The 11,977-nt window shown below is 72.1% G+C and carries 8 protein-coding genes and 1 riboswitch; of the genes, 5 read left to right on the forward strand and 3 right to left on the reverse strand.

Annotated elements, in window-relative coordinates; all coding sequences use genetic code 11:
* Nucleotides 1-344 precede the first annotated feature (344 nt).
* On the reverse strand, nucleotides 345-575 hold the full coding sequence (locus tag ACW69E_RS21910) for a DUF7455 domain-containing protein (RefSeq protein WP_093662696.1): 231 nt from the start codon (nucleotides 573-575) through the stop codon (nucleotides 345-347).
* Between the two features lie 471 nt (nucleotides 576-1,046).
* On the opposite strand from ACW69E_RS21910, the gene ACW69E_RS21915 reads away from it, so the two are divergent.
* Together ACW69E_RS21915 and ACW69E_RS21920 are read left to right on the forward strand one after the other, a co-directional pair.
* Nucleotides 1,047-3,149 (forward strand): DNA gyrase/topoisomerase IV subunit B, encoded by a 2,103-nt coding sequence (locus tag ACW69E_RS21915; RefSeq protein ID WP_457500062.1) that lies wholly within the window; start codon nucleotides 1,047-1,049, stop codon nucleotides 3,147-3,149.
* A 219-nt stretch (nucleotides 3,150-3,368) separates the two neighbouring features.
* Nucleotides 3,369-3,782, forward strand: a complete 414-nt coding sequence (locus tag ACW69E_RS21920; protein WP_457499989.1) for a DUF485 domain-containing protein — start codon at nucleotides 3,369-3,371, stop codon at nucleotides 3,780-3,782.
* A gap of 118 nt (nucleotides 3,783-3,900) precedes the next feature.
* On the opposite strand, the gene ACW69E_RS21925 is transcribed toward ACW69E_RS21920, so the two are convergent.
* Entirely contained in the window at nucleotides 3,901-4,800 is a 900-nt protein-coding gene (locus ACW69E_RS21925) for a sucrase ferredoxin (protein ID WP_457499990.1), read from the reverse strand.
* 194 nt (nucleotides 4,801-4,994) lie between these two features.
* Here ACW69E_RS21925 and ACW69E_RS21930 point away from each other — a divergent pair, with 194 nt between their 5' ends.
* Nucleotides 4,995-6,059: a CobW family GTP-binding protein gene (locus tag ACW69E_RS21930; RefSeq protein ID WP_457499991.1), complete on the forward strand. Its 1,065-nt coding sequence runs from the start codon at nucleotides 4,995-4,997 to the stop codon at nucleotides 6,057-6,059.
* Between the two features lie 76 nt (nucleotides 6,060-6,135).
* Here the strand turns inward: ACW69E_RS21930 and ACW69E_RS21935 are convergent, their stop codons facing one another.
* Nucleotides 6,136-8,583, reverse strand: coding sequence for a DNA gyrase/topoisomerase IV subunit A (locus tag ACW69E_RS21935; RefSeq protein ID WP_457499992.1), 2,448 nt, complete (start codon nucleotides 8,581-8,583; stop codon nucleotides 6,136-6,138).
* Nucleotides 8,584-8,798: 215 nt separating this feature from the next.
* Between ACW69E_RS21935 and ACW69E_RS21940 the strand changes: the two genes are divergently transcribed.
* A complete protein-coding gene (locus tag ACW69E_RS21940; RefSeq protein WP_457499993.1) occupies nucleotides 8,799-10,193 on the forward strand; it encodes a M16 family metallopeptidase in 1,395 nt (464 codons plus the stop codon).
* A 23-nt stretch (nucleotides 10,194-10,216) separates the two neighbouring features.
* Nucleotides 10,217-11,593, forward strand: coding sequence for a M16 family metallopeptidase (locus ACW69E_RS21945; protein ID WP_457500063.1), 1,377 nt, complete (start codon nucleotides 10,217-10,219; stop codon nucleotides 11,591-11,593).
* Nucleotides 11,594-11,799: 206 nt separating this feature from the next.
* Nucleotides 11,800-11,973, forward strand: a riboswitch (cyclic di-AMP (ydaO/yuaA leader).
* The last annotated feature ends 4 nt before the right edge of the window (nucleotides 11,974-11,977 follow it).

Below are 11,977 nucleotides of genomic sequence, written 5' to 3' on the forward strand. Positions count from 1 at the left end.
GGGGGGCCCCCCCCCGGGGGGGCCCCCCCCCCCCCCCGGGGGGGTTCCGGCCCTCCGGCATGCGCTGCTCGCGGGTGCGGGCGGTTCTCCGGATGCGGAAGTCGCCCGCATGGCTCACCCTGGGGTGAGGTGGGGCGATCGTACGTCCGAGGAGGCCCCGTGCGCCCGTTTCCGGGCGTGCGGGAGACTCCGGGATCCCTCCGGGCCCGCCGCCGTTCGCCGTGCCCACTCGTGCCCGGATACGGCAAACGGGCGGCCACCCCGTGAGGGGGACCGCCCGTACGTCCGGCCCTGGGCCGGTCCGAGCTCGTCGGATGGGGACGCGTTTGCCGCCGGTCGGCAGATCAGTGCTCGCCGTCACCCGCCGTCGCGGGGGTGGCGTTGAGCCGCTCGGTCTCGTCCTGTATCTCCGCAGCGATCTTCTTGAGTTCCGGCTCGAACTTGCGGCCGTGGTGGGCGCAGAACAGCAGCTCTCCACCGCTGACGAGCACAACACGCAGGTATGCCTGGGCGCCGCAGCGGTCGCAGCGGTCAGCGGCCGTCAGCGGGCTCGCGGGGGTCAGAACAGTAGTCACGTCGCCTCTTCTCTAGCTCGACGAGCTGTCGTACCAGGGTCAACATCCAACCAGGCCGAAAACGTTCCCGCTCGTGGCTTTTCCTCGAAAATCTCTGTGTGAGGTGGCTGACATGTTGCCGGTTGGCGGCGAATGAGCCGATTACAGAGATGTGTTGATCTTTGCCGTCTTCGTGTTGTGTGTTCGGTTGTCTCCTCCGGCGCCGGTCTCGCCGGTGTCGTTCCAGAGGACGTGCCCGGAGCCTAGATGGTTCATGCCCGGAAGGGAACGTGATGTACACGTCACCCGGGCGAGTTATCGAACGCTTGGTCGACGCTGGTCTAGCATGGGCCTTCTCCTGGGTGGCTTCACCTTGGCTCTCCAAGGCCTCGGTACCCTCTGACCCGCAAGACAGCCATCCCCAGCGAAATTCAGCGAGGAGCGAACCGCGTGACCGCCGAGACTCCCCTGGCCTCCGGCAGGGGAAACCCCATGCCGTCCACCGCCCTGCTCACGGGCGCGGACCGTGACGGTTCCAACTACACCGCGCGGCACCTGCTCGTCCTCGAGGGACTGGAGGCGGTGCGCAAGCGGCCCGGCATGTACATCGGCTCCACCGACAGCCGCGGTCTGATGCACTGCCTCTGGGAGATCATCGACAACTCGGTCGACGAGGCCCTCGGAGGGCACTGCGACCACATCGAGGTGATCCTCGGCGAGGACGGCTCCGTCGAGGTGCAGGACAACGGCCGCGGCATCCCCGTCGACGTCGAGCCCAAGACGGGACTGTCGGGTGTCGAGGTCGTGATGACCAAGCTGCACGCCGGCGGAAAGTTCGGAGGCGGCTCCTACGCGGCCTCCGGCGGCCTGCACGGTGTCGGCGCGTCCGTCGTCAACGCCCTGTCCGCCCGCCTCGACGTCGAGGTCGACCGCGACGGCCGCACGCACTCCGTCAGCTTCCGGCGCGGTGTCCCGGGCATCTTCACCGAGTCCGGCCCGGACGCCCCCTTCGACCCGGCGAGCGGACTGCGCAAGGGCAGGAAGATCCCCAAGACCCGCACCGGCACCCGGGTGCGGTACTGGGCCGACCGGCAGATCTTCCTCAGGGACGCCCGGCTCTCCCTGGAGAACCTGCACGCGCGCGCCCGCCAGACCGCCTTCCTGGTGCCCGGCCTGACGATCGTCGTCCGCGACGAGCGCGGGATCGACGGGGCGCCGCCCGCGCGGGAGGTCTTCCGCTACGACGGCGGCATCAGCGAGTTCTGCGAGTACCTCGCCCCGGACCGGCCGCTGTGCGACGTGCTGCGGCTGACGGGCCAGGGCACCTTCAAGGAGACCGTCCCCGTCCTGGACGAGCGCGGCCACATGATCCCCACCGAGGTCACCCGTGAGCTGGGTGTGGACGTCGCGCTGCGCTGGGGGACGGGGTACGACACCACCGTCAGGTCGTTCGTCAACATCATCGCCACCCCCAAGGGCGGCACCCACGTCGCCGGTTTCGAGCGCGCCGTCACCCGCACGGTGAACGAGGTGCTGCGCTCCGCCAAGCTGCTGCGCGTCGCCGAGGACGACATCGTCAAGGACGACGCACTGGAGGGCATGACGGCGGTCGTCACCGTGCGGCTGGCCGAGCCGCAGTTCGAGGGGCAGACCAAGGAGGTGCTGGGCACCTCGGCCGCCTCCCGGATCGTCGCCCAGGTGGTCTCCAGGGAACTCAAGGCGTTTCTGACCTCCACCAAGCGCGACGCCAGGCAGCAGGCCCGCTCGGTGCTGGAGAAGGCCGTGGCCGCGGCCCGCACCCGCATCGCCGCCCGCCAGCACAAGGAGGCCCAGCGCCGCAAGACGGCGCTCGAGTCCTCCGCCCTGCCGGCCAAGCTCGCCGACTGCCGCAGCGACGACGTCGAGCGCAGCGAGCTGTTCATCGTCGAGGGCGACTCGGCGCTCGGCACCGCCAAGCTCGCCCGTAACTCCGAGTTCCAGGCGCTGCTGCCGATCCGCGGCAAGATCCTCAACGTCCAGAAGTCGTCCGTCTCCGACATGCTGAAGAACGCCGAGTGCGGCGCGATCATCCAGGTCATAGGGGCGGGCTCCGGCCGGACGTTCGACATCGACCAGGCCCGCTACGGCAAGGTCATCTTCCTGGCCGACGCCGATGTCGACGGCGCGCACATCCGCTGCCTGCTGCTGACCCTCTTCCAGCGCTACATGAGGCCGATGGTCGAGCAGGGCCGGGTCTTCTCGGCGGTGCCGCCGCTGCACCGGATCGAGCTGATCAACCCCCGGCGGGGCCAGGCGAAGTACATCTACACCTACTCCGACAGCGAGCTGCGCCAGACCCTCCTGGAGCTGCAGGGCAAGGGGGTCCGCTTCAAGGACTCCATCCAGCGTTACAAGGGCCTGGGCGAGATGGACGCGGACCAGCTCGCGGAGACGACGATGGACCCGCGCCACCGCACCCTGCGGCGCATCAACATCAGCGACCTGGAGGCCGCCGAGAAGACCTTCGACCTGCTGATGGGCAACGAGGTCGCGCCGCGCAAGGAGTTCATCACCACCTCCGCGGCCACGCTGGACCGCTCCCGGATCGACGTCTGACCCACGCCGCTTCGGGGCCCCGGCCGCCCTCACCCCGCCCCCGCCTCCGGCCCATCCGGAGGCGGGGGCGGGGTCCTTCCGGGACCGGGTCCGGTTCCCGGCGGCCGGTGGCTCCGGCGGGCCGGTCCGCCGGGAACCGGTCCGGTGAATCCTCCCCTGAAAGGGTGAAGAGTCCGGGTTCCTCCTCAGGTGGGCCCGGAGCCCTGCCCATCCTGGGACATGCGGATCGACGACCCCTGGCACGACACCCTCGCCTCCGGCTGGGGCGAGGAGCGCGGCGCCACCGCGGCGCCCTTTCCCCGGTGGTCCGCCCCCGGTACGGCGGCCGCACCCGCCGCCCGCTCCGGTGCGGCGGTCCTCCGCGCAACGCGCCGCCGGCGCCGCCTCGTGCTGTCCGCGAGTGCCGTCCTCCTCGTCTGCCAGCTGGCATATCTGATCGCCGCCACCGCCTCGCCCACCGTGACGGACCGGACACCGGACGGCACATCCGTCACGGTGGGTACGGCCGCCGGGTTCGCGCAGCTCGCCGCCGTCTGCCTGCTGGCCTGTGCGTACGCCCGGCACACGCGACCGCACCGCGGCGGGGGCGGGGAGACCGCAGGGGAATGCCGGTGCTCCTGTGGAGCGGTCTGAGCGGCGGGCCCGGCGGCGCCTGCACGGGGCCGTCGGGCAGGCGCCGCCGGGCCCGCCGACCGGCGCACCGCCGGGTCGCGCCCCGTCCCGGCCCGCCCATGGCCCCGGCGCGCGGAGGTCAGAGCGGGGTCACGTCCACGGCCGTCACGCGGGGCTGTACGGAGGGAGCGGCACCGCAGCTCGCGGCCACGGGCGGGACGTCGGTGTCCTCGGTGACCGTGACGCTCCAGGAGCGGCCGTCGGCGTGGACCACCGTGACGCTCCACCGCGGAGCGCCGCCCGTTGTGGAGGTGACCGTCAGGGCGTCGGCGCCCGCCTCGCCCGTCAGCCCGCGCACCGCCAGATCGGCGGCCTGGCCGGGCCGCTCCCAGGCGGACCGGCCACGGCACCCTTCGGTGACGATCCGGCCGTGCCGCAGCTCGTCCAGCACGCCCTTGACGGCGTGGCCCCCCAGCCTGGCGTACGCGTAGCCGTGGGGCAGGACCAGCAGGGTGGGGGCGAAGCGGTGACCGCCGATGTGGGTGGTCTCCCACACCTCGCAGGTGTCGGAGGCCGCCAGCTCCGCGGCCAGCGGGCGGCCCAGGACGGCACAGCAGCGGTCGCGCCTGCCGTTGGTGCACACCAGGGCCAGGGGATCGCCGCCGTACGGCTCCCACAGCCCGCCGTGGTCGCCCGCGCCGAGCGAGGCCATGGCGGCCGCGTCGAGGCCGTACAGCTCGTCCGTGCCGGTGAGCCGGGCGGTACGCACCCAGGACCGGCCGGGGACGGTGTGGGCGAGGTAGACGCGGCGCAGGGCGGGCCCGTGGCGGCCTGGGCGGCGGATCAGCGCGACCCGTACACCGGTGTCGGCGGCGGCACGCTCCAGCGCACGGCCGAGCGCCGGGTCGAGACGGCTGTCGGTGAGGGCCTTCGCCCCCCACGGGCCGGGCTGCTCGACCAGCAGCCATGTCCGGGCGGTCGCGGCGGTGGCGGCCGGCGGTTCGGCCAGCGCCCGGGAGGCGGTCGAACAGGTACTCACACAGGGGAGCCTAACCGCTCCCGCCCGGGGATTCCCGCCGGCGGAACCGGCGGGCCCGGGCGGATCCCGGCAGGTCTTCGCAGGCCCTGGGCAGGCTCTCGGGCGCGCGGGCGGCAGCGGGGAGGAGGGAGGCCGTCGGCTACCATCGGCAGCCGTCCCGGTACGGCTGCCACCCGCAGGATGGAGGCGCGAGCTTGGTCAGGAAGCGGATCCCGGTCGTCGTGCTCGCCGGCTTCCTCGGTTCGGGGAAGACCACCGTCCTCAACCACCTCCTCGCCCACAGCGGCGGTACCCGCATCGGCGTGGTCGTCAACGACTTCGGCAGCATCGAGATCGACGCCATGTCGGTGGCTGGACAGGTCGACTCGATGATCTCCCTGGGCAACGGCTGTCTGTGCTGCGCGGTCGACACCAGCGACCTGGACACCATGCTGGAGCGCCTGGCGCGCCCCTCGGCCCGCATCGACGTCATCGTGGTGGAGGCCAGCGGGCTGGCGGAGCCGGAGACCCTGATCCGCATGATCCTCTCCAGCGACGAGGAGAACATCGTCTACGGCGGGCTGGTGGAGGTCGTCGACGCCGCGGAGTTCGAGGCCACCCGGGCCAGGCACCCGGAGCTCGAACGGCATGTGGCGATGGCCGATCTGGTGGTGCTCAACAAGGCGGACCGGGCCGGAGAGGAGGAGCTGTCCGCCCTGGCCGGCCGGCTGCGCGGGATCGGCCGGGGCGTGCCCGTCGTCCCCGCCTCCCACGGGCGTATCGACCCGGAGCTGCTCTTCGACCCGCGCCCCCGCGACGACGGCGCACAGGGCGTGCGGCAGCTCTCCTTCGAGGACGTGTGGGCCGAGATCCGTGAGGGCGGGCACGGATGCGGCGACGGACACGACGGACACGCCGGGCACCTTCACGCCGCCTACCAGAGCGTGGAGTTCACCACCGGCGAGCCGCTGGACCCGCGCCGGCTGATGGAGTTCCTGGACGGCAGGCCCGACGGCCTGTACCGGATCAAGGGCTTCGTCAACTTCGCTGTGCCCGGCCACCAGGAGAAGTACGGGCTGCACGCGGTCGGCCGCTTTCTGCGCTTCAACCCCGGCCCGTGGGAGAACGGCGAGCCGCGCCTGACACAGCTCGTGCTGATCGGCTCCGGCATCGACGCCGACGCGGTGCGCGAGGAACTGGCCTCCTGCACGGCCACCGGCTCACCGCGGGAGACGGGCCCCGACAGCATGTGGGGCGTCCTGCGCTACGTACGGCCCTGAGCGCACCGTTTCACGGAACGACCCGGTGGCGCGGCGGCCGGCCCGCACCACCGGACCGGACCGCCGCACCGGGGCGTCACACCGGTCCGGCGACCACCGAGACCGGCTTGGCCAGCGGAGTGCCCGAGCCGTCGCGGCGCGGGTCCGGCTCCGGCAGTTCCACCGGCGATCCCTTGGCGTCCGCCGCGCGGGCGGGAGCGGCGCCGGCCCAGGCGAAGGCCAGACGCTCCTCGCCCTTGAGGAAGCGCTGGCAGCGCACCCCGCCCGTGGCCCGGCCCTTGCGGGGGTACTGGTCGAACGGTGTCAGCTTGGCCGTCCCGAACTCGTCGGCCAGCGTGCCGCTCGACCCCGCGACCGTGAAGACCACCGCGTCGGCGGCCGGGTCGACGGCGGTGAAGGAGATCACCTTCGCTCCCTGGCCCAGCTTGACGCCCGCCACGCCGCCGGCCGGGCGCCCCTGCGGCCTGACCTGCCCGGCGGGGAAGCGCAGCAACTGCGCCTCGTCGGTGACGAAGACCAGGTCCTCCTCACCGGTGCGCAACTCCACCGCGCCGACGATCCGGTCGCCCTCCTTGAGGGAGATGACCTCCAACTCGCCCTTGTTGGAGGGATAGTCGGGCACCACCCGTTTGACCACGCCCTGCTCCGTGCCCAGCGCCAGCCCCGGCGAGGACTCGTCCAGGGTGGTGAGGCACACCAGCTCCTCGCCGTCCTTCAGGGACAGAAACTCCGTGAACCGGGCGCCGCCCGCCAGGTTCGGCGCGGAGTTCTCCGGAAGCTGCGGCAGGTCGATGACCGAGATCCGCAGCAGGCGCCCGGCCGAGGTCACCGCCCCCACCTCGCCCCGGGCCGTCGCGGGGACGGCCGAGACGACCACGTCGTGCTTGCGCCGCTTGGCGGAGGCGTCGAAGGCCGGCTCGCCGCCCGCGGTGCGGGCCAGCAGCCCGGTGGAGGACAGCAGCACCCGGCACGGGTCGTCCGCCACCTGGAGCGGAACGGCCGCCACCGGAACGTCCGCCGAGGACAGCAGCTCGGTGCGGCGCGGGGTGCCGTACTTCCTGGCGACCGCGGACAGCTCCGAGGAGACCAGCTTGCGCAGCTCCGCGTCGGACTCCAGGATGCGGGTCAGCTCCCCGATCTCGGCGTTCAGCCGGTCGCGCTCGGACTCCAGCTCGATGCGGTCGAACTTCGTCAGCCTGCGCAGCGGGGTGTCCAGGATGTACTGCGTCTGCACCTCGGACAGGCCGAACCGCTCGATCAGCGACTCCTTGGCCTGTGCGGCGTTCTCGCTGGAGCGGATGATCCGGATGACCTCGTCGATGTCGACCAGCGCCACCAGCAGGCCCTCGACCAGGTGCAGCCGGTCGCGCCGCTTGCCGCGCCGGAACTCGCTGCGCCGCCGCACCACGGTGAAGCGGTGGTCGACGTAGACCTCCAGCAGCTCCTTCAGGCCCAGTGTCAGCGGCTGGCCGTCGACCAGGGCCACGTTGTTGATGCCGAAGGACTCCTCCATCGGCGTCAGCTTGTAGAGCTGCTCCAGCACGGCCTCGGGGTTGAAGCCGTTCTTGATCTCGATGACCAGACGCAGCCCGTGCTCGCGGTCGGTGAGGTCCTTGACGTCGGCGATGCCCTGGATCTTCTTGCCGTTGACCAGGTCCTTGATCTTGGAGATGACCTTCTCGGGGCCGACGTTGAAGGGCAGCTCGGTGACGACCAGGCCCTTGCGGCGCGCGGTGACGTTCTCCACCGAGACCGTGGCGCGGATCTTGAAGGTGCCGCGCCCCTTGGCGTAGGCGTCCTTGATGCCCTCCAGCCCGACGATCCGGCCGCCGGTGGGCAGGTCCGGGCCCGGCACGAAACGCATCAGCGTCTCCAGGTCCGCGCCGGGGTGCTTGATCAGGTGCCGGGCGGCGGCGATCACCTCGCCCAGGTTGTGCGGGGGCATGTTGGTGGCCATGCCGACCGCGATGCCCGAGGCGCCGTTGACCAGCAGGTTGGGGTAGGCCGAGGGCAGCACGGACGGCTCGGACTCGCTGCCGTCGTAGTTGGGCGCGAAGTCGACGGTGTCCTCGTCGATCGACTCGACCATCAGCCCGGCCGCCGGGGCGGAGCGGCACTCGGTGTACCGCATGGCGGCGGGCGGGTCGTCGTTGCCCAGCGAGCCGAAGTTGCCGTGCCCGTCCACCAGCGGCAGCCGCATCGAGAAGGGCTGGGCCAGGCGCACCAGCGCGTCGTAGATGGCGCTGTCGCCGTGCGGGTGGAGCTTGCCCATCACCTCGCCGACGACGCGGGCGCACTTGACGTAGCCGCGCTCCGGCCGCAGCCCCATCTCGTGCATCTGGTAGAGGATCCGCCGGTGGACCGGCTTGAGCCCGTCGCGTGCGTCGGGCAGGGCGCGCGAGTAGATGACCGAGTAGGCGTACTCCAGGAAGGAGCCCTGCATCTCGTCGACGACGTCGATGTCGAGGACGCGCTCCTCGAACTCTCCCCCGGGCGGCGGGGTCTTCGTGCTGCGGCGGGCCATCGCGGCTGCGACTCCTTCTTGCTTACTGCGGACTGTGTGTCCCCGTGCCGGGGCATGGGACGGACGGGCACCATTGTGGACCTCGGCACCGACACTCCGGTCCCCGCCCCGAACCGTACGGGAACTTCGCGCTTTGTCCGGCCGCTTGCATACAGTGACCACACACGCGTTGTGAGAACGCGGTCCGCGATCGCGATCGAAGGGACTCCCTGCCCATGGCTCACACGGCCTCCCCTCCGCCCACCGCCGGCGGCCTGACGGCGACCGAGCACCGGCTGGCCAACGGCCTGCGCGTGGTGCTCTCCGAGGACCACCAGACGCCGGTCGCCGCGGTCTGCCTCTGGTACGACGTCGGATCGCGCCACGAGGTCGCCGGGCGCACGGGCCTGGCGCACCTCTTCGAGCACCTGATGTTCCAGGGATCGGCCCAGGTGAAGGGGAACGGTCACTTCGAGCTGGTGCAGGGGGCGGGCGGCTCGCTCAACGGCACCACCAGCTTCGAGCGCACCAACTACTTCGAGACGATGCCCGCCCACCAGCTGGAGCTGGCGCTGTGGCTGGAGGCCGACCGCATGGGGTCGCTGCTGGCCGCCCTGGACGAGGAGTCCATGGAGAACCAGCGCGACGTGGTGAAGAACGAACGACGTCAGCGGTACGACAACGTGCCCTACGGCACGGCGTTCGAGAGGCTGACGGCGATGGTCTACCCCGAGGGCCACCCGTACCACCACACCCCGATCGGCTCCATGGCCGACCTGGACGCCGCCTCCCTGGAGGACGCGCGGGACTTCTTCCGCACCTACTACGCGCCGAACAACGCCGTGCTGGCGGTCGTCGGCGACATCGACCCGGAGCGCACGCTCGCCTGGGCCGAGAAGTACTTCGGCTCCATCCCCTCCCACGAGGGCAAGCGGCCGCCGCGGGACGGCTCCCTGCCGGATGTCATCGGCGAGGAGGTCAAGCAGGTCCTCCACGAGGAGGTGCCCTCCCGGGCGATGATGGCCGCCTACCGGCTGCCGCACGACGGCACCCGTGAGGCGGACGCCGCCGACCTGGCGCTGACGGTGCTCGGCGGCGGCGAGTCCTCCCGTCTGCAGACCCGTCTGGTCCGCCGCGACCGCACCGCCGTCACCGCCGGTTTCGGCATGCTGCGGCTGGCGGGGGCGCCCTCGATGGGGTGGCTGGACGTGAAGGCGTCCGGCGACGCCGAGATCGCCGACATCGAGCGGGCGGTCGACGAGGAGCTGGCCCGCTTCGCGCAGGAGGGGCCGACCCCGGCGGAGATGGAGCGCGCCCAGGCGCTGCTGGAGCGCGAGTGGCTGGACCGGCTGGCCACGGTCGGCGGCCGCGCCGACGAGCTGTGCCGCTACGCGGTGCTGTTCGGCGACCCCCAGCTCGCCCTGACCGCGGTGGAGCGCGTGCTCCAGGTCACCGCCGACGAGGTGCGCGAGGTGGCCGCGGCCCGGTTGCGCCCCGACAACCGCGCGGTGCTGATCTACGAGCCCACCCAGGCGACCGCCCCCGACACCGCGGCCGACGTCTCCGAGGGCGCCACCGTCTCCGAGACCGGCACCGCCGCCGACACCCACGACCAGGAGGCCGCTCAGTGAGCGACGCCACGGCCCAGAACGGAATGTCGATGGAGTTCCACCCCCAGCCCCGCGGCGGCGAGCCCAGGCCGTGGGCGTTCCCCGCCCCCGAGCGTGGTGAGCTGCCCAACGGGCTGACCGTGCTGCGCTGCCACCGCCCCGGCCAGAAGGTCGTGGCCGTCGAGGTCAACCTCGTCGCGCCGCTGGAGGCCGAGCCCCGTGACCGGGAGGGCGTGGCCGGGATCATGGCCCGGGCGCTGAGCGAGGGCACCGACCGGCACAGCGCCGAGGAGTTCGCCGCCGAGCTGGAGCGGTGCGGCGCCACCCTGGACGCACACGCCGACCACCCCGGTGTACGGGTCTCCCTGGAGGTCCCGGCCTCCCGGCTGACCAGGGCGCTGGGCCTGCTCGCCGACGCGCTGCGCGCCCCCGCCTTCCCCGGGGGCGAGGTCGAGCGGCTGGTGCGCAACCGCCTGGACGAGATCCCGCACGAGCTGGCCAATCCCGCCCGCCGGGCGGCCATCGCGCTGTCGAAGGAGCTGTTCCCGGCCGACTCCCGGCTCTCGCGTCCCCGCCAGGGAGCCGAGGAGACCATCAGGAACATCGACGCCGAGGCGGTGCGCGCCTTCTACACGGAGCACGTGCGGCCCTCGACGGCCACGGCCGTGGTGGTCGGCGACTTCACCGGGGTGGACCTGGACAAGGCACTGGCCGAGACCCTCGGCGACTGGAAGGGCGCGGCCGCCGGGCCCCGCCCGGTCCCGCCGATCACGGCGGACGACACCGGCCGCGTGATCGTCGTGGACCGGCCCGGAGCGGTGCAGACCCAGCTGCTCATCGGCAGGGTCGGCCCCGACCGGCACGACCGGGTCTGGCCCGCCCAGGTGCTGGGCACGTACTGCCTGGGCGGCACGCTCACCTCCCGCCTGGACCGGGTGCTGCGCGAGGAGAAGGGCTACACCTACGGCGTGCGGGCCTTCGCCCAGGTGCTGCGCTCCTCGCCCGAGGGTACCGGCGCCTCGATGCTGGCGATCAACGGTTCGGTGGCCACCGATGTGACGGGTCCCGCTCTGGAGGACCTGTGGCGCGTGCTGCGCACCCTGGCGCAGGAGGGTCTCACCGACGCCGAGCGCGACACGGCCGTGCAGAACCTGGTGGGGGTGGCCCCGCTGCGTTACGAGACGGCGGCGGCCGTCGCCGGCACCCTCGCCGACCAGGTGGAACAGCACCTCCCCGACGACTACCAGGCGAAGCTGTACGCCCGCCTCGCCGAGACCGGCACGGTGGAGGCGACGGCGGCGGCCGTGGCCGCCTTCCCCGCGGACCGCCTGGTGACGGTGCTGGTGGGAGACGCGTCACAGATCGCCGACACGGTGCGCGACCTGGGCATCGGAGAGGTGACGGTCGTCACGGACCAGTGATCCCCGGCCGTCCCGTGGCGGTCGCACAGCGTAGGGCCCTTGGTGGGAAGCCACACCAAGGGCCCTACGTATGTCCGGTTTTGAGCCGTTCCGGTGGGTGGCTCATGTGGCATGGCCTACAAAAGCAGCTTTTTGCTTGCTCGCTCAAATTTGTCCGTTTAGCGTCGATCTCGCTGGCCGTCAGAAGTGACCGCGACCGCGGCCGACGGCAGTGATCGCCGAGTCCCCCGAGCGGGGGAGCCGGGGACCCACCCTCCCGTCCTTCACACGCGGGAGCGGTCCTCTTCCGAGGCACCTGGGGTGAATCGGGCCGTGCGCCCGTAGGAGACCTTCCTGCTCCGAACCCGACAGCTAACCCGGTAGGCGAGAAGGAAGGAAAGGAGC

Source organism: Streptomyces sp. SS8 (assembly GCF_054072955.1).

What these genes read in the sequence shown, in the direction of transcription:
- ACW69E_RS21945 (WP_457500063.1), top strand. Translation starts at nt 10,217, where the DNA reads ATGTCGATGGAGTTCCACCCCCAGCCCCGCGGCGGCGAGCCCAGGCCG.
- ACW69E_RS21920 (WP_457499989.1), top strand. Translation starts at nt 3,369, where the DNA reads ATGCGGATCGACGACCCCTGGCACGACACCCTCGCCTCCGGCTGGGGC.
- ACW69E_RS21940 (WP_457499993.1), top strand. Translation starts at nt 8,799, where the DNA reads ATGGCTCACACGGCCTCCCCTCCGCCCACCGCCGGCGGCCTGACGGCG.
- ACW69E_RS21935 (WP_457499992.1), bottom strand. Translation starts at nt 8,583, where the DNA reads ATGGCCCGCCGCAGCACGAAGACCCCGCCGCCCGGGGGAGAGTTCGAG.
- ACW69E_RS21915 (WP_457500062.1), top strand. Translation starts at nt 1,047, where the DNA reads ATGCCGTCCACCGCCCTGCTCACGGGCGCGGACCGTGACGGTTCCAAC.